Source organism: Vagococcus fluvialis (assembly GCF_003337315.1).
Taxonomy (GTDB): domain Bacteria; phylum Bacillota; class Bacilli; order Lactobacillales; family Vagococcaceae; genus Vagococcus; species Vagococcus fluvialis.
Window position 1 is genome coordinate 253,973 of sequence record NZ_QPJV01000001.1, and the last position, 18,072, is coordinate 272,044.

14 protein-coding genes and 2 pseudogenes are annotated in these 18,072 nt (G+C 34.8%); 1 reads left to right on the forward strand and 15 read right to left on the reverse strand.

What is annotated here, in order from left to right; genetic code table 11:
- Positions 1-15: 15 nt before the first annotated feature.
- From infB to rimP, 6 genes and pseudogenes are all read right to left on the reverse strand, one after another.
- Positions 16-1,983, reverse strand: a pseudogene (gene infB / locus DFR54_RS01210) (translation initiation factor IF-2); the annotation flags it as partial.
- A gap of 218 nt (positions 1,984-2,201) precedes the next feature.
- Positions 2,202-2,310: pseudogene (locus DFR54_RS13510) on the reverse strand (translation initiation factor IF-2 N-terminal domain-containing protein); the annotation flags it as partial.
- Between the two features lie 12 nt (positions 2,311-2,322).
- Complete coding sequence (locus DFR54_RS01215) at positions 2,323-2,631, reverse strand: L7Ae/L30e/S12e/Gadd45 family ribosomal protein (protein ID WP_114288562.1); 309 nt, start codon at positions 2,629-2,631, stop codon at positions 2,323-2,325.
- A complete protein-coding gene (gene rnpM, locus DFR54_RS01220) occupies positions 2,621-2,920 on the reverse strand; it encodes an RNase P modulator RnpM (RefSeq protein WP_086342930.1) in 300 nt (99 codons plus the stop codon). Before rnpM ends, DFR54_RS01215 begins: the two co-directional genes overlap by 11 nt.
- A 19-nt stretch (positions 2,921-2,939) precedes the next feature.
- The gene (gene nusA, locus DFR54_RS01225; RefSeq protein ID WP_086342929.1) at positions 2,940-4,040 is read right to left on the reverse strand and encodes a transcription termination factor NusA; all 1,101 of its coding nucleotides are present in this window, start codon (positions 4,038-4,040) and stop codon (positions 2,940-2,942) included.
- Positions 4,041-4,062: 22 nt separating this feature from the next.
- Positions 4,063-4,536 (reverse strand): ribosome maturation factor RimP, encoded by a 474-nt coding sequence (gene rimP, locus DFR54_RS01230; protein WP_086342928.1) that lies wholly within the window; start codon positions 4,534-4,536, stop codon positions 4,063-4,065.
- 221 nt (positions 4,537-4,757) lie between these two features.
- Here rimP and DFR54_RS01235 point away from each other — a divergent pair, with 221 nt between their 5' ends.
- The gene (locus tag DFR54_RS01235; RefSeq protein WP_114288563.1) at positions 4,758-5,582 is read left to right on the forward strand and encodes a metallophosphoesterase; all 825 of its coding nucleotides are present in this window, start codon (positions 4,758-4,760) and stop codon (positions 5,580-5,582) included.
- 41 nt (positions 5,583-5,623) lie between these two features.
- On the opposite strand, the gene DFR54_RS01240 is transcribed toward DFR54_RS01235, so the two are convergent.
- From DFR54_RS01240 to rpsB, 9 genes are all read right to left on the reverse strand, one after another.
- Positions 5,624-9,958 (reverse strand): PolC-type DNA polymerase III, encoded by a 4,335-nt coding sequence (locus DFR54_RS01240; RefSeq protein ID WP_086342926.1) that lies wholly within the window; start codon positions 9,956-9,958, stop codon positions 5,624-5,626.
- An 85-nt stretch (positions 9,959-10,043) separates the two neighbouring features.
- The gene (locus DFR54_RS01245; RefSeq protein ID WP_114288564.1) at positions 10,044-11,744 is read right to left on the reverse strand and encodes a proline--tRNA ligase; all 1,701 of its coding nucleotides are present in this window, start codon (positions 11,742-11,744) and stop codon (positions 10,044-10,046) included.
- Between the two features lie 31 nt (positions 11,745-11,775).
- Entirely contained in the window at positions 11,776-13,056 is a 1,281-nt protein-coding gene (gene rseP, locus DFR54_RS01250) for an RIP metalloprotease RseP (RefSeq protein ID WP_114288651.1), read from the reverse strand.
- A gap of 33 nt (positions 13,057-13,089) precedes the next feature.
- The gene (locus DFR54_RS01255; protein WP_114288565.1) at positions 13,090-13,878 is read right to left on the reverse strand and encodes a phosphatidate cytidylyltransferase; all 789 of its coding nucleotides are present in this window, start codon (positions 13,876-13,878) and stop codon (positions 13,090-13,092) included.
- A 14-nt stretch (positions 13,879-13,892) separates the two neighbouring features.
- Positions 13,893-14,672: an undecaprenyl pyrophosphate synthase gene (gene uppS / locus DFR54_RS01260; protein WP_114288566.1), complete on the reverse strand. Its 780-nt coding sequence runs from the start codon at positions 14,670-14,672 to the stop codon at positions 13,893-13,895.
- 167 nt (positions 14,673-14,839) lie between these two features.
- Complete coding sequence (gene frr, locus DFR54_RS01265) at positions 14,840-15,397, reverse strand: ribosome recycling factor (RefSeq protein ID WP_086342922.1); 558 nt, start codon at positions 15,395-15,397, stop codon at positions 14,840-14,842.
- Between the two features lies 1 nt (position 15,398).
- Positions 15,399-16,121 carry a UMP kinase gene (pyrH, locus tag DFR54_RS01270; protein WP_086342921.1) on the reverse strand — a complete coding sequence of 241 codons (723 nt, stop codon included), beginning with the start codon at positions 16,119-16,121 and terminating at the stop codon, positions 15,399-15,401.
- Between the two features lie 128 nt (positions 16,122-16,249).
- A complete protein-coding gene (gene tsf / locus DFR54_RS01275; RefSeq protein ID WP_086342920.1) occupies positions 16,250-17,131 on the reverse strand; it encodes a translation elongation factor Ts in 882 nt (293 codons plus the stop codon).
- A 131-nt stretch (positions 17,132-17,262) separates the two neighbouring features.
- Positions 17,263-18,045 (reverse strand): 30S ribosomal protein S2, encoded by a 783-nt coding sequence (gene rpsB, locus DFR54_RS01280; RefSeq protein ID WP_086342919.1) that lies wholly within the window; start codon positions 18,043-18,045, stop codon positions 17,263-17,265.
- Between the last annotated feature and the right edge of the window lie 27 nt (positions 18,046-18,072).

Consider the following 18,072-nt stretch of genomic DNA (forward strand, 5'->3'; position numbering starts at 1 on the left):
CTCCTATATGTTAGCTTATTTTCTTTTAACTTCTTCCATGATGAAGCCTTCAATTACATCATCAACTTTAACATCGTTGTAGTTTGCAATCATAGCTCCACATTCAAAGCCTAATTTAACTTCTTTAGCATCATCTTTGAAACGTTTCAAGCTCGCTAATTCACCTTCATGAATAACAATGCCATCACGAATTAAACGAACGCCACTTTCACGACGAATGAATCCTTCAGTTACATAACAACCAGCGATTGTTCCAACTTTAGAAACGTTATAAGTTTCACGGATAACCATTTGTCCTGTAATTTTTTCAACAAACTCAGGATCAAGCATCCCTTGCATTGCTGTTTCGATTTCTTCAATTACTTTATAGATAATTCTATGTAAACGAATATCTACACTTTCTTGTTCTGCTTGTTGTCTTGCTTGAGGTGTAGGTCTTACGTTAAATCCAACAATAATAGCATTACTTGCTGAAGCTAAAGTAATATCACTTTCGTTAATTGCTCCTACTGCAGAGTGAACAATCTTAACGCGTACGCCTTCTACATCAATTTTATTTAAACTTGCTGCTAATGCTTCTGCAGAACCTTGAACGTCTGCTTTAATAATTACATTAACTTCTTTCATTTCTCCGTCTTTTAGACTTTCAAATAAGTTGTCTAAAGTTACACGTTGAGAAACTGAACGTTGCTCTAATAAAGCACGTTTTGCTCTTTCTTCACCAGCTGCACGAGCTGTTTTTTCGTCTTCGAAGGTTACAAAACGATCTCCAGCTTGAGGTACATCATTTAGACCAGTGATTTCTACTGGTGCTGCAGGACCTGCTTCTTTATCACGACGACCAATATCATTTGTCATGACACGTACACGTCCATGTGTGTTACCTACAACAATAGGATCTCCTACATGAAGAGTACCTTGTTGAACAAGTAATGTAACGATAGGTCCTTTGCTCTTATCTAAACGTGCTTCAATAACTGTACCAATTGCTCTTTGAGTTGGATCTGCTTTTAAGTCTTCAACCTCAGAAACAAGAAGAACCATTTCTAATAATTCATCGATGTTATCACCGAATTTAGCTGAGATTGGTACGAAGATTGTATCTCCACCCCAAGCTTCAGGAATTAAACCATGTTCAGATAATTCTTGCATTACACGGTCCGGATTAGCTGTTGGTTTATCAATTTTGTTAACCGCAACAATAATTGGTAAACCAGCTGCTTTAGCATGGTTAATTGCTTCAACAGTTTGAGGCATAACTCCATCATCTGCTGCTACTACCAAGATAGTAATATCTGTAATACTTGCTCCACGAGCACGCATACTAGTGAAGGCCGCATGTCCCGGTGTATCTAAGAAAGTAATTGTTTTTCCACTTGCTTCAATTTGGTAAGCACCAATATGCTGAGTAATCCCACCAGCTTCACCTAAAGAAACTTTTGTATTTCTTAATGTATCTAGAAGAGTTGTTTTACCGTGGTCAACGTGACCCATAATTGTTACAACAGGTGGACGGTTAACTAAGTTGTCTTCATTAACAGCATCACCTTCGAAGAATTTATCGATATCTGCCACGTCTTCTTGAACTTTTTCTTCAGCATTAATGCCGTAATCAGCTGCTAAGATTTCAATTGTATCTTTATCTAAAGGTTGGTTTTGGTTAACCATTACACCAAGCATAAATAATTTTTTGATAATTTCTGCTGGTTCACGGTAGATTTTTTTAGCGATATCAGCCACATTCATACCTTCTGTATAAATTAAGACTTCTGGTAACTCTTTAAATTTACGTGCAGGTACAGCTGGTTTATTAGAAGTTGGATATTTCTTTTTACCTTTTTTACCTCTTTTGTTATAACGGTTATTTGGGTTTTGGAATCCAGTTCCACGACCTTTATTGTTGTTATTGTTACCTTTGTAGTTGCTGTTACCTTGAGTTTTGTTTTGGTCATTCTTTTGGTTAGAATGTGGTTGAGTATTGTTTGTTCCTGATTTTTGTTGAGGTTTGTTTTGATTGTTATTTGGGCGATTTTGTTCTTGTTTATTCACACGCATTTCCTTACTGTTTGATTTATTTTCTACAGGTGTAGAATTTTTCACTTCTTTTTTAGCTTCCTGTTTAGGCGCTTTTTTCACATCTAGTTTGGTTTCTTTCTTAGCTAGAGCATTCTTGATTGATTTAATCTCAGAATCGGCTAAGGTACTCATATGATTTTTCACATCGATTCCCATCGAATGAGCTTTATCTACAATATGTTTACTTGATAGCTCTAGTTCTTTAGCAAGTTCGTATACACGTTGTTTACTCATTTCATCACCATCCTATTCTTCTTTCATTAGTTCACTCATCTTCCTAGAAAAACCATTATCACAAACGCCAATAATAGCGCGACTCTTACCAATAGCATAGCTTAACTCAGCTTTTGTACAAGTCACAAGAATTGGTGTTTCATAATAGTCACATTTATCTCTAAATTTTTTTATCGTTGCTTCACTGGCATCAGTTGCGACAATCACAAGTTTTGGTTTGCCACTCCTTACACCTTTTAAGGTTGTCTCATCTCCTGAGATTAGCTTACCTGCTTTAGTAGCTAATCCCAAAAGATTCAAGAATTTGTCTTTATTTGTCATGACCAAACAGCTCTCTTCTTGCTTTTTGGTGTGTCACATAATCAAGTAATTCTTGATAAAATTCATCTGTTAATTTTGTCTCTAAAACACGATCTAAAGTTCTATTGTCCCAACCTAGTTGAACAACATCTGGCTCCATAGAAAGATACGCCCCTCTTCCAGATAGTTTACCTGTTGGATCCATAGATATTTCTCCTTCTTTAGAACGAACAACACGAATCATATCTTTTTTTGGTTTCATTTCTTGAGATACGACACATTTTCTCATTGGAATTTTTCGTTGTTTCATCTATTTCGCCTCCTTTAAATTACTCTTCAGTTTCTTCTACTTCTTCAATTTCTTCTGCTTCAGTGACAGGCGCTTCAACTTTTAAAGCTTCCCATTCTGATTCAGGTTTAATATCAATTTTAAATCCAGTTAATTTAGCAGCTAAACGAGCATTTTGTCCTCGTTTACCAATTGCTAATGATAATTGGAAGTCTGGTACAACAACTGTACAAGCTCTTTGAGTTTCATCAAATACAACATCAACAACTTGAGCTGGATTTAATGCGTTTGAGATAAAGATTGCTGGGTCTTCGTTCCATTCAACGATATCCATATTCTCACCCTTAAGCTCATTAACGATCGCTTGAACACGTTGTCCTTTTGGTCCAACACAAGTTCCAACTGGGTCGATATCTGGGTTATCTGATTTAACAGCAACCTTCGCACGGTCTCCTGCTTCACGAGCGATGCTTACGATTTCAACTTCTCCATCATAAACTTCTGGAATTTCTTGCTCAAATAGACGTTTTAATAAATCTGGATGACTACGACTTACATATACTTGAGGACCTTTTGATGTATTTTCTACTTTATGAATGTAAACTTTGATTCTATCAAATGGTTGATAGATTTCGTTTGGAATTTGATCATGTTTAGATAAAACTGCTTCGATTTTACCTAAGTTAACGTAGATGTAACGACTATCTTGTCTTTCTACGATTCCTTGCATGATTTCATTTTCGTATTCACTAAATTCATTATAAATAATTGAACGTTCTGCTTCTCTCACACGTTGTAAGATAACTTGTTTTGCTGTTTGAGCTGCAATACGTCCGAAATCTTTAGGAGTTACTTCAAAACGAATCGTATCTCCAATTTCGTATGCTGGGTTAATTTTAGTCGCTTCTTCTAAACTAACTTCAAGTTGTGAGTCCATTACTTCTTCAGTTACTTCTTTCACTGAAAAAATATGTACATCACCTTTCTTTTCGTCGAATTCAACTTCAACGTTTTGTGCTTGTCCATAGTGACGTTTATAAGCAGAAATCATCGCAGCTTCAAGAGCTTCGATAACAATTGCTTTGGAAATTCCTTTTTCGGTTTCTAAAGCGTCTAATGCGCCTAACATTTCCTTGTTCATGATTCTTTCTTGACCTCCATTATTAGAATTGGATAGCTAATCTCGCTTTAGCTATATTTTTACGTTCAAATGTCATTATTTTTTCTTGTGTTTTTATTTTCACACGGAGAGTTAACTCGTCTTTATCGAAGCTTTCTAAGAAGCCTTGGAACTGTTTTTCACCTTCAACAGTTTGATAAAAGGAAACATTAATGTAGTTACCTAAAGCTTGTTCATAGTCTTCTTCTTTCTTTAAAGGACGCTCTGCTCCTGGAGAGGAAACTTCAAGGAAATATGCTTGTGGGATTGGATCTGGATCAATCGTATCAAGTTTTTCACCTAGTTTTTCACTTACAAGAGCACACTCATTGATATCAATGCCCCCTGTTTTATCAATAAACACTCTCAGAAACCAATTTTTACCTTCTTTTACATACTCAATATCTACTAATTCAAATGTTAATTCATCTAAAATGGGAGTTACTAAGTCTGTCACTATTTCAACAACGCTTGCCAATTAATAGTCGCCTCCTTTAAAGTTTTATGCTATTCATCAAAAAGAGTGAGCGTCTGCACGCTCACTCCTCACAAATATCTTACAAAGACATTCTATCACGTTTTTTATTAAAAAACAAATGACAGGCCAAGAGTGATTAAAGTTTTATTAAGACTGTTATTTTTTAACATTCCTTAATCTTTTTTTGATAAAGTAATTTTTAAGTTCAAAGAGGTGAAATAATGAAAATTTTTAAAACTATTACTGTTGCTAGTCTACTTCTTGGTTCTGCTCTTTTTCTTGAGGGTTACCGTGAAAATAGACAGCTAGATAAATCTTATTATGAAATCAACTCATTAAATGCGACAAAACAAAAAGAAGATATTAAAATTGCTCATATCTCAGACACACAATTTCCAAGATTACGTGTCGAGAAAAATAAAATCTTAAATGCTTTAACTAATGAAAAACCTGATTTAATTTTCTTTACAGGTGATACGATTGACCGAACGGAAGATATTACTAAATCAGAATTCCCTTTATTTTTGAAAAAATTAACTGAAATTGCACCGACGTATGTGGTTTCTGGAAATCATGAAACCTCCCATCCAGACTACAAAAAGTGGTTAGCTATTGTTAAACAAAGTAACGCTACTTATTTAGAAAATGAAGCTCTTGAAGTCAAAGTCAATAATCAAATGGTTAATATTATCGGCTTAAAGGAGAGCTCAACATCCATTTCAACTAGTGAGAAAGATAAGTTAAATCCCAAATTAGAAACTTTTGTTCTCGCTCACCATCCTGAAAAAATAGATGAATACAGTAAAGAATTAGCACCTTTTAATTTCACTGTATTTAGTGGACATGCTCATGGTGGTCAAATCGTCTTACCTTTAGTTGGGGGTGTATTGTCACCTAATCAAGGATTTCTTCCTGAATATACAGATGGGGTTTATCAGTATGAGAAAAACCAATTAATTGTTAGCCGTGGTTTAGCAAATAGTTCTTTCCCAAGTCGAATTAACAACTATCCGCATTTAATTTTTGCTACTTTTTCAACTAAATAAAAATAAGGGAGTGCGACTTAATGTTGTCGCACTCCCTTATTTTATAACATATCAAATAATGATAATTGGTTTTCATCTGGTAAATCTTTTAACACACCATTTTCAGTCATGTACTCAATGATGGTCTTAGATACTTTACCACGATTAGCCAAATCTTCTTTTGATAAAAACTTACTTTCATTACGAGCGATTACAATTTGTTTAGCTACGTTGGCACCTAAACTTGGGACTGAACGAAACGGAGCAATTAAAGTATCTCCATCAATAATAAAGTTTTCAGCATCTGATTTATATAAATCAATCATTCCAAATTTAAAACCACGTTCTAACATCTCATTAGCCAACTCAAGAACAGTTAGTAAGTTTTTTTCTTTTGTTGAAGCATCCATTCCTTTATCCATAATTTCTTTCATCGCAGCTTTAGTTGCTTCCTTACCTTGGGACATAGCGGCAATATCAAAATCGTCCGCACGAACACTAAAGTAAGCTGCGTAATAAATAATAGGGAAATGAACTTTAAAATACGCTACTCGTAGAGCCATTAATACATAAGCTGCGGCATGGGCTTTCGGGAACATGTATTTGATTTTTAAACAAGAGTCAATATACCACTCCGGTACATTATTATCTCGCATCTCTTTTTGCCAATCATCTGGAATTCCTTTACCTTTACGTACACTCTCCATAATTTTAAAAGCGATTCCGTCTTCAAGACCAGCATGCATCAAGTAAACCATGATATCATCACGACAACCAATTACTTTAGCTAAGGTTGCTTCACCGCGTTTAATTAACTCATCCGCATTTCCTAACCAAACGTCAGTCCCGTGAGATAATCCAGAAATTTGAAGTAACTCTGAGAAGGTTGTTGGATGAGTCTGCTCAAGCATCCCACGTACAAATTTTGTACCAAATTCTGGAATACCCAGAGTACCAGTTTTAGAAAAAATTTGATCTGGTTCAACCCCCAAAACTTGAGGGCCTGCAAAAATTTTCATCACTTCAGGATCATCTGTAGGAATTGTTTTTGGATCAATACCAGATAAATCTTGAAGCATCCTAATAACAGTCGGATCATCATGTCCTAGAATATCAAGTTTCAAGACATTATCATGGATCGAATGGAAATCAAAATGGGTTGTTCGCCATTCTGCTGTTTGATCATCTGCTGGATACTGAATTGGCGTAAAATCATAAACATCCATATAATCTGGAATAACAATAATCCCTCCCGGATGCTGACCAGTTGTTCGTTTCACCCCAGTAGAGCCTTTAGCTAAGCGATCAATTTCTGCTGCTCTAAAGTTATAATTATTATCTCTTTCATAACCTTTAACAAAACCATAAGCTGTTTTATCAGCCACAGTACCTATTGTTCCTGCTTTATAAACATAGTCTTCTCCAAATAATACTTTTGTGTAGTTATGGGCAGTGGATTGATACACACCAGAGAAGTTTAAATCGATATCGGGAACTTTATCCCCGTGGAAACCTAGGAACGTTTCAAAGGGAATATCGTGGCCGTCTTTAAACAAGCGAGCACCACAAGTTGGACATTCCTTCTCAGGTAAATCAAAACCAGAACCATACGAACCATCTTCAAAGAATTCTGAGTATTTACACTCTGGACATCTATAATGAGGAGGTAAAGGATTAACCTCTGTAATCCCAGTCATTGTTGCAACAAAACTAGAACCAACGGAACCACGAGAACCTACTAAATAACCATCTTGAAGACTTTTATGTACTAACTTCTGAGAAATTAAGTAAATAACTGAGAAACCATTTCCGTTAATACTTTTTAATTCTTTCTCAATACGTTTAACGACAATTTCCGGTAACTCCTCACCGTATAGCCTATGAGCTTCTGAGTAACTTAAGTTAGTAATCTCATCTTCAGAACCTTCAATTTTTGGTGTATATAAATCTTTTTTCACCGGCACTACTTCTTCACACATCTCAGCAATTAAATGAGTGTTATCAACAACCACTTTTTGAGCTACTTCTTTACCTAAAAAGGCAAATTCTTCTAGCATCTCATTTGTTGTTCTAAATTTAACATCTGGTAGTGGATGTCTGTTTAAAGGATTAGCTCCACCCATTGAATTAATTAATATTTTTCGGTAAATACTTTCCTCTTCGTTGATATAGTGAACATTACCTGTTGCCACAACTGGCTTATTCAAATCTTCTCCAATTTGGACTAAGTTTTGAATAATATCTTCCATGTCTTCATTGTTTTTTACTAATTCTGCAGATATTAAAGGTGCATAAACAGGTTTTGGCATGATTTCAATGTAATCATAAAACTTAGCTCGTTTTTTAGCTTCGTCTACCCCTTTTTGCATCATTGCTTCAAAAATTTCACCACTGCTACAAGCAGAACCAATCAGTAAACCTTCTCGTAACTCATTTAACTTAGAGCGCGGAATTCGTGGTACTCGGTAGTAATAATTCACATTAGACATTGAAATCAATTTAAATAAGTTTTTTAACCCATCTTGAGTTTTAGCTAAAATAGTAACATGGAAAGGTCTTGCTCGTTTATAAGCATCTCCTTCACCAATATGTTGATTAAACTCATCATGATATTCAACACCAAAATCTTCTTTAGCTTTTTTTACAAATATCCAGCACAGGTGTCCTGTTGCCTCAGAGTCATAAACCGCTCTATGGTGTTGTTCTAAATTAATATTATATTTTTTAGATAAGGTATTTAAACGATGGGATTTCATCTCTGGATGAAGTAAACGTGATAACTCTAACGTATCAATAACTGGGTTAGGAGCTTCTGGCATATCATATTTTTCATAACTTGTATTTAAGAATCCCATATCAAAACTAGCATTATGGGCTACCAAAATATCTTCGCCACAAAACTCTCTAAACATTGTTAAAACTTCTTTTTCAGATTTAGAACCTCTTACCATTTCATCTGTAATACCTGTTAAGTTAATGGTTGTTTGAGATAAAGGATGACCAGGGTCAATAAATTGTTCAAAGGTATCAATCACATTTCCTTTATGCATTCTAACAGCTGCAAGTTCGATGATTGTATCATAAACAGCAGACAGACCAGTTGTCTCAACGTCAAATACAATGTAAGTGGCATCTGTTAATAAGACATGTTTAGGTTGATAGGCAATTGGTACCCCGTCATCAACTACGTTAGCTTCTAAACCAAATAATACTTTCACACCGTTTTTTTGACCTGCGTGATAAGCATCTGGGAAAGCTTGAGCTCCAGCATGATCTGTTATAGCAATAGCTGGCATTCCCCATTTGGCAGCTTGAGTAACTAAAGCTGTGGCACTACTTACAGCATCCATAGTACTCATATTAGTATGAGCGTGAAGTTCAACACGTTTTTGATCTTCTGGGGCTGTATCTTTTCTTTCAGCATGTTTCACTTCGATTAAATCTTGACAATTCATAACTAAATCACGCATGAAAGTATCTTCTTGAATACTTCCTCTAACCTTTAGCCAAGACCCTTCTTTAATTGCTTCAAAAACAGCTACATCTTTATCATTATTTGAGAATTTTTTGACTGAGAAAGAAGATGTATAGTCTGTCATTTTAATAATTAAAATTTTTCGACCTGATCTTAAATCCCTTACTTCTTTTGAAAAGACATAACCTTCAATGGTAACACGTCTTTCTTCTTCTGTAATATGGCCCATTGAAGTAATGACTTCATCAGCTGGAATGGAGCGACCAAGTTGAATTGGACCAGACAAAGGTGCGACTTCAGCCTTTTGTTTTTGTTGTTGCTCATTTTTTTCAATAGCTTGAGCAGCTTGTTTCATCATTTGTTCCGTTTGCTCTCTTTGTCTTTCATCAAAAGCTTTTTTAATTTCTGCTGCCTTTTGTTCATCCATTCTTGGTTGAAATTTAAATTTTGGGAAACCAAACTTTTGATAGCTATCTACAATAATTGGTGCGTATTGCTGACTTATATAGTCAATCATTCCTTCATTTTCAACTAAGAGAACTACTTGTTGGTCATCTATAAAAGGCATTTGATTAGAAAGTCGTTGTTTAACAACTGGTGTCCCACAGCTTTCATCTTTTAAAACCTCTAACCAATAATCTTGAAGAATTTGATTATCAAATTTAGGATTGTTACTTTGAATGGTTAACTTAATATTTGCGATTGACTGGAAGGCAACTGTCAAGCAGTTATAGAATTCTTTGTAGAGTGTAAAGGGTAATATATCTGAAAATAGGATATGGAACTCCCATAATTTACTTTTTTTATGTACTGTAACTTCTTTAATTTCTCCTGATTCAAGGATCTGAGTATTCTCAGCTGTTTTTTCTAAACCAATTTGATTCAGTAATTGAGAAAATAATTCTTTTGAATTCATTGCCATTCATTCTCGCCTCACTTTCCCATCTATTCTACATGAAAAAAGACCTTAGCAAAAGTCTAATTATTTGCCAAAGATCCTTTTTCATTTAATTATTTAAAATACTTAGTGTATCATGAAGTTCTTCACGTCTAACTTCAAGCATGTCTTCAGTCTTTTTAATCTTAACTTCAACAATACCTTCTTCAGCTTTCTTACCTATTGTAATTCTAAAAGGTGCTCCAACTAAATCAGCATCTTTAAATTTAACACCAGGACGCTCTTTACGATCATCAAGTAAACAATCAATACCTCTTGATTTCATTTCTTCTTCAATTTCTAAAGCTAGTTGCCACTGAATATCATCATTTGGATTAATTGGAATAATATGAACATCGAATGGTGCAATTCCTTTAGGCCAATTAATACCAGTTTCGTCAGCATTTTGTTCAGCAATAGCTGCTAACATACGACTAACACCAATACCATAACATCCCATTTGGACTGGAATTGAACGACCATTTTCATCTAAAACAGTAGCACCCATTTTTTCACTATAGAATGTACCTAATTTAAAGATATGACCTAATTCAATCCCTTTAGCAAATTTTAAAACTCCTTGACCATCAGGAGAGGTTTCTCCCTCAGCTACTAATCTAAAATCTTCATAAGCTTCGACTTCAAAATCACGACCTGGAGTAACATTAACAAAATGATATCCATCTTCATTAGCACCAACAGCACTATTAGTCATCTCTTGAATATATGTATCAGCTACTAATTTAATTTCTTCAGATAAGTTAACTGGGCCTAATGAACCAAAATTAGCTCCTAAATAGTTTTTAGCTTCGTCTTCTGTTGCTGGTTCTAAAAAGTCAGCACCTAAATAGTTTTTAAGTTTTACTTCATTTAATTCATGATCACCACGAATAAGAACCATCACAGGTTTTTCATCAGCCATAAAAAATAACGACTTGATTGTTTTTTCTGGTGAGCAATCTAAAAAGTCAGCCAGTTCAAGAATTGTAGTAACATTTGGTGTTTCAATTTTTTCCTGCTCAAGTAATGGCTCATGAGATTTTTTACCTGTATAAAGGCTAGTAGCCATTTCTAAGTTAGCAGAATAGTCACTACCATCAGAATAAACAACTGTATCTTCTCCAATTTCAGAAATTCCCATAAACTCTTTAGAGTCATTACTTCCCATAGCGCCACCATCACCAATGATAATCCGAAAATCTAATCCGCATCTCTCAAAAATATTGATGTAAGCTTGTTCAAAGTCTCTGAATCCTTCATCTAAACTTTCTTTTGTACTATGGAATGAATAGGCATCTTTCATAATAAACTCACGGCCTCTTAAAAGACCAAAACGAGGTCGTTTTTCATCTCTGTATTTTGCTTGGATTTGATATAGCGACATTGGTAATTTTTTATATGAGGCAATATCATTTCTAACTAAATCAGTAAAAGTCTCTTCATGAGTTGGGCCTAAAATAAAATCTTTTCCATTTGAATCTTGTAATTTTAATAACGCATCTCCATAAGTTGCGTATCTACCTGACTCTTTCCATAAATCAGCAGGAACAACTGCTGGAAGAAGCATTTCATTGGCACCAATTTTATCAAACTCTTCGCGCATAATGTCTTCAAGTTTTCTAATTACTCGGTAAGCAAGTGGTAAATAACTATAATAACCACTTGATACTTGACGAATATAGCCGCCCCTTAACAACATCTTATGACTAATAACTTCTGCATCACTTGGAACTTCCCTAAGTGTAGGCATAAAAAATTTTGACTGTTTCATTTAAACAAACCCCTTTTTCTTTCATTATCAATTAACGAATAAAGAACCTTTGAATATCATTCCAAGTCACTGCAATCATTAATAATAATAGGATACCAACACCTATCATTGTGATCATTACTTCTTTTTCTTGACTTAGAGGTTTTCCACGGACACCTTCAAAAATATTTAAAGCTAATTTTCCTCCGTCTAACCCTGGAATAGGTATTAAGTTCATAATTCCTAAGTTGACAGATAACATAGCAGTGAACGATAAAATAGCAATAAAGCCACTATTAGAAACTGCTTCTGAGGCTTTAAAAATCATGACTGGTCCACCTAATTTATTTAAGCTAAAATCTGTCACTAAATTACCTAGAGCTTTAAAAATCATTAATGAATTAGCGAAAGTTTCCGTAATACCGTATTTAATCTTCTCAAAGAATGATAACTCAGTAAGGACGGTGCCACTTTGGATACCGATAATACCTTGTTTAGTACCCTCTGCACTTTCAACAGGTGTTACATCAACATTCCTTGTCTTCTTGTTACTATCTTCTACAACTAAAGTTACTTTTTTACCAACATTTGGTGTGATAACTTCTGATAGCTCGTTAAATGTTTCAATTTTTTTACCATTTGCTTCAATAATTTTTTCGCCAGCCTTAATACCAGCTTTTTGAGCGACTCCATCTTGGACTACTCCACCAATGGTACTTGAATTATCAGGTTTATAGCTTCCACCTAGCATAAAAGCAACGATTGTGAATAATATAAATGACAAAATAAAGTTATTCATTGGACCTGCAAAGTTAGTCATCATTCTACGGCCTAAAGAGGCTGATTGGAACTGAACATCTCTTGGTGCAATCTGTGTTTCAAGACCATCCTCTTCAATAATTGTCGCATCATGAGCAACAGTGAATCGTTTTTCTAATGAATCATCACCATTTTCAAACCCCGTAATATACAAGTCATCTACTAAATCATGTTTAATTACTTCAACAGGAATACTGTTAGGTAATTGAACTTTTTTATTCGGGTTAATCTTAACGACAACCCCATTTTCATCTAACACTAAAGAAACAGGCATCCCCGGTGCAAGTTCTACTTCTTCCTCCCCTTCACCAGCCATTCGAACATACCCTCCAATTGGCAACATTCGAATTGTATAAGTTGTTTCATTTTTACGATGATGAAAAAGTTTTGGACCCATACCTATGGCAAATTCCCTAACTAAAATACCACCACGTTTTGCGAAGATAAAATGTCCAAATTCATGAACTAGGACAATAATCCCGAAAACAAAAATAAATGTGACTATAGTACTTATCATATAGTTAAAATCCTTTCTATGGGAATTTTATTAAAAAACGCCTACTAAATGCATTAATGGAAATACAAATAATAAACTATCAAAGCGGTCTAAGATACCACCATGACCAGGTAATATATTCCCTGAGTCTTTAACACCGTAATGGCGTTTGTATGCTGATTGTACCAAATCTCCCATTTGACCGACAACTGAAAAGATAGCTGTTAATGGTAACATAACTAGCAAACTGTAGTTCATCGGCCATACTAGTAAGTAAATAGCCGCTACAATAACAGCACAGATAATACCACCGATTGCTCCTTCAATTGTTTTATTAGGAGAAATATGAGGTGCTAACTTATTTTTACCAAATTTCATTCCGCAAAAATAAGCTCCAATATCTGTCGACCAAACAACTAATAAGGCAAACATTAAAACAGGTACACCAGATTCTCTTGCTAATGTAAAGTTTTGGAAACCAAAACCGACATATAAACTAACTAAAACTGGAAACGCCACATCATCAAATGTATAACTGTTTTTTGAAAAAACAGGAACCATTAAAATAAACATCACAATTAAATAAAATAAAGTGAAATTAGTTACTGATTCAGGTAAGAAATTAAACCACTGAGCTTTTGGTAAAACTAGTAGAACAGCTGCTAGTATACTTAGAATTCCTTCTAGGCTTTTAATTTCAAGACCTTTCATATTAAATAATTCATAAACGCCAACACCAGCCATAGCTGCAGCTAAAACTTGTAATGGCATGCCTCCAATTGCGACTAATGGAATAAAAAAGATTAGCGCAACAACAGCAGTAATAATTCGTTGTTTCATTTGATTCTACTCCTTTATTTTTTCGCCTTCACATCGCCAAAACGACGATTTCTACTTTGGAATGAGCCAATTGCTTCTTCTAAATTATCAGTTGTAAAATCTGGCCAGAATTTATCAGTAAAAAATAGCTCACTATAGGCTATTTGCCATAGTAAGAAATTACTAATTCGCTCTTCACCACTTGTTCTAATAAGTAAATCAGGATCTCTTAACTCTTTACCAAGAACTCCTGTCATTAACTTCTCAGAAAACATTTCTTCTGTCACTTCGCCTGTTAGTTCACCATCTTTAGCTGATTCTACTAAACTATTAACAGCCGTTAGCATTTCTGCTCGACTTCCATAATTCAAAGCGAAATTTAAAATCATTCCTGTGTTATTCTTTGTTTGTTCAATTGCATTTTCCACTGCTTTTTTTGTGTGAGCTGGTAAACTTTCTTTATACCCCATCACTTGAACTTGAACATTTTCCGCGATTAACTCTGGAACAAACACATCAAAAAAGTCGACAGGAAGTTTCATTAAGAAATCCACTTCTTCTGTTGGACGTTTCCAATTTTCTGTTGAAAAAGCATAAAGTGTTAAGACTTTAACGCCTAATTTGCTAGCGTGTTTTGTAATTAACTTAACATTATTCATACCTTCCTTATGTCCAGCAATACGTGGTAGGAATCTTTTTTGAGCCCATCTACCATTACCATCCATTATAATGGCAATATGCTTGGGTATGTTTTTATCAGCATCAAAAACCTCTAATGCTTTTTCATTGTTATTATTTTTTAAAAAGTTGAACATTATAAAGCCCCCTAAAAGACTAAAATTACTTAAACTACCTTTTCTATTGTAGCAAATGCTTTTAAAAAAGCCTATATAAAAAGATAAATATCCTGTTATTTAAGAAAAACATAATCAAAATAAAAAGTCGTGGAAATCTAAAAATAGCAATTCCACGACTTTTAGTATTAAACTTCTAGTAATTCTTCTTCTTTACTTGATACAATCGCATCAATATTTTTTGTACTAGCATCAGTAATATCTTGAACATCTTTTTCTAATGTATGTAACTCATCTTCAGAGATGTCTTTAGATTTTTCTAATTTTTTTAATTCATCAATCGCATCACGACGAATGTTACGAACAGCAACTTTAGCATTTTCGCCATATTTACTTACTTCTTTCGCTAATTCTTTACGACGTTCTTCTGTTAATTGAGGAATCACAAGACGGATAATTGATCCATCATTTGTTGGGCTGATACCAATATCACTTGCTAAAATTGCTTTTTCAATATTTTCTAAAGCACTTTTATCAAATGGTGTAATCATTAAAACACGAGCTTCTGGAATAGAGATTCCAGCGATTTGGTTTAATGGTGTTGGTACGCCGTAGTATTCTACTTGAATACGGTCTAAAAGACTTGCGTTAGCACGTCCTGCTCTAATTTGTCCTAACTCACGAGTTAAGCTTTCTTCTGACTTAGTCATTTTTTCTTTAGCTTCATTTAATACGATGTTTTGCATATTATTTCCCCCTTACCGTTGTTCCGATTTGTTCACCTAAACAAACGCGTTTGATATTTCCTGGTTCATTGATATTAAACACAACTAATGGAATATCATTATCCATACTTAAACTACTTGCTGTAGAATCCATTACTGATAAACCTTTTGAAATAACATCTAAATGTGTTAATTCTTCAAATTTAGTTGCTGTAGCATCTAATTTTGGATCCGCAGAATAAACCCCATCAACATTATTTTTAGCCATCAAGATAACGTCAGCGTTAATTTCAACTGCTCTTAAAGCTGCAGTTGTATCTGTTGTAAAATATGGATTACCAGTTCCACCAGCAAAAATAACGACACGACCTTTTTCTAAATGTCTAACAGCACGACGTCTAATATAAGGTTCTGCTATTTGACGCATTTCAATTGAAGTTTGAACACGAGTTGGTACACCGTGATTTTCAAGTGTATCTTGTAGAGCTAAACCATTCATAACAGTTGCAAGCATTCCCATGTAGTCAGCTTGTGCTCTTTCCATGCCCATTTCAGCACCAATGTTTCCACGCCAAATATTACCGCCACCCACTACGATAGCAACTTCTACACCTAAACTATGAACTTCTTTAATTTCTTTAATCAATTCATTTACGATTGGTGGGTTTATACCAAAGCCTTTCTCTCCCGCTAGTGCTTCTCCACTAACTTTAAGTAATACTCTGCGATATTTTGGTTCTGTCATTATTATTCCCTCCGTTTAGTATCCATAACTAATTTTATCATATTTAACTGATAAATTTATCATTTTTCCCTAAAAAAAAGGAGCGCAAATATCATATTGATAATAAATGCGTTCCTATTAACTTACTGTTATTTCATTTGGCTAGCAACTTCAGCAGCGAAATCTTCTTCGCGTTTCTCGATTCCTTCACCAACTTCAAAACGTACGAAACCTTTAACAGTTCCACCTTTAGAAGCAACAAATTTTTCAACAGTCATATCTGGATCTTTAACGAATGGTTGATCAACTAAACAAACTTCTGCTAAGAACTTGCTCATACGTCCCATAACCATTTTTTCAACGATATTAGCTGGTTTACCTTCGTTTAATGCTTGTTCAGTTAAAACTTTTTTCTCATGTTCTAACTCTTCTGCAGAAACTTCGTCTTTAGTTACGTAACGAGGGTTGATAGCCGCAACGTGCATAGCAACGTCTTTAGCTGCTTCTTCGTCAGTAGTTCCTTCTAAAGTTGTTAATACAGCGATTTTACCGCCCATATGTAAGTAACCACCGAATGCATCGTTGTCACCTTTTTCTACTACTTCAAAACGACGGAAGCTGATTTTTTCACCGATAACTGTTTGAGCTTCGATTAAGTCAGTTTCAATTGTTCCTTTTTCAGTTTTAATAGCAACTGCTTCTTCCATAGTAGCTGGTTTGTTAGCTGCGATTAATTCTGCAACTTCTTTAACTAAGTTTTGGAATAATTCGTTTTTAGCAACGAAGTCAGTTTCAGAGTTGATTTCAACGATTGCAGCAGTGTTTCCATTAACAGCAACGTTAGCTAATCCTTCTGCAGCGATACGGTCATTTTTCTTACCAGCTTTAGCCATACCTTTTTCTCTTAATAAATCAATAGCATTTTGTAAGTGTCCTTCAACTTCAACTAACGCACGTTTAGCATCCATCATACCAACACCAGTTAAGTCACGTAATTCTTTTACCATAGCGGCTGTAATTTTAGTAGACATGTATTATTCCTCCGATTGTTTATTCTTTTAATTTTGAATTTACTTATTAAAAAACTGCCTTAGACGTGAGTAACACTAGGCTACTTTGTTCACCTTGACCCCGCAGCCTAAGACAGCCAATTTATTAATGATTATTCAGCATTGTTTCCTTCAACAGCTTCAACGATTTCTTCGATTGAAGTTGCTTCAGTTGTTTCTTCAGCTGAGAAAGTTTCTTCGTTCACTTCATCTTCACCTTGACGGCCTTCGATGAATGCGTCAGCCATTTTAGCTGAGATTAATTTAACGGCGCGGATAGCGTCATCGTTTGATGGAATAACTACATCAATTTCATCTGGGTCACAGTTAGTATCAACCATAGCCACGATTGGAATATTTAATTTATGAGCCTCTTGAACAGCAATACGTTCTTTACGAGGGTCAACGATGAACATTACATCAGGAATTCTAGGCATATCAGCGATACCACCTAAGAATTTTTCTAAGCGTTCACGTTCTTTGTTTAAACCAGCAACTTCTTTTTTAGGAAGTAATTCGAATGTTCCTTCTTCTTCCATTTTGTTGATTTGTTTTAAACGAGCGATACGTTTTTGAATTGTATCCCAGTTAGTTAAAGTTCCACCTAACCATCTGTGGTTTACATAGTATTGACCAGAGCGGATAGCTTCATCTTTAATAGCTTCTTGAGCTTGTTTTTTAGTACCTACGAATAAAGCGATTCCGCCTTCTTCTGCTACATTTCTCATGTAGTTATAAGCGTCATCTACTAAACGAACTGTTTTTTGTAAGTCGATAATGTAGATTCCGTTTCTTTCTGTGAAGATATATTTCTTCATTTTTGGGTTCCAGCGACGAGTTTGGTGACCAAAGTGTACACCAGCTTCAAGTAACTGTTTCATTGAGATTACTGCCATGTTGTGTTTCCTCCAATTGGTTTTTGT

What these genes read in the sequence shown, in the direction of transcription:
- DFR54_RS01215 (WP_114288562.1), bottom strand. Translation starts at nt 2,631, where the DNA reads ATGACAAATAAAGACAAATTCTTGAATCTTTTGGGATTAGCTACTAAA.
- rnpM (WP_086342930.1), bottom strand. Translation starts at nt 2,920, where the DNA reads ATGAAACAACGAAAAATTCCAATGAGAAAATGTGTCGTATCTCAAGAA.
- nusA (WP_086342929.1), bottom strand. Translation starts at nt 4,040, where the DNA reads ATGAACAAGGAAATGTTAGGCGCATTAGACGCTTTAGAAACCGAAAAA.
- DFR54_RS01235 (WP_114288563.1), top strand. Translation starts at nt 4,758, where the DNA reads ATGAAAATTTTTAAAACTATTACTGTTGCTAGTCTACTTCTTGGTTCT.
- DFR54_RS01240 (WP_086342926.1), bottom strand. Translation starts at nt 9,958, where the DNA reads ATGGCAATGAATTCAAAAGAATTATTTTCTCAATTACTGAATCAAATT.
- DFR54_RS01245 (WP_114288564.1), bottom strand. Translation starts at nt 11,744, where the DNA reads ATGAAACAGTCAAAATTTTTTATGCCTACACTTAGGGAAGTTCCAAGT.
- DFR54_RS01255 (WP_114288565.1), bottom strand. Translation starts at nt 13,878, where the DNA reads ATGAAACAACGAATTATTACTGCTGTTGTTGCGCTAATCTTTTTTATT.
- uppS (WP_114288566.1), bottom strand. Translation starts at nt 14,672, where the DNA reads ATGTTCAACTTTTTAAAAAATAATAACAATGAAAAAGCATTAGAGGTT.
- frr (WP_086342922.1), bottom strand. Translation starts at nt 15,397, where the DNA reads ATGCAAAACATCGTATTAAATGAAGCTAAAGAAAAAATGACTAAGTCA.
- pyrH (WP_086342921.1), bottom strand. Translation starts at nt 16,121, where the DNA reads ATGACAGAACCAAAATATCGCAGAGTATTACTTAAAGTTAGTGGAGAA.
- tsf (WP_086342920.1), bottom strand. Translation starts at nt 17,131, where the DNA reads ATGTCTACTAAAATTACAGCCGCTATGGTAAAAGAATTACGTGACTTA.
- rpsB (WP_086342919.1), bottom strand. Translation starts at nt 18,045, where the DNA reads ATGGCAGTAATCTCAATGAAACAGTTACTTGAAGCTGGTGTACACTTT.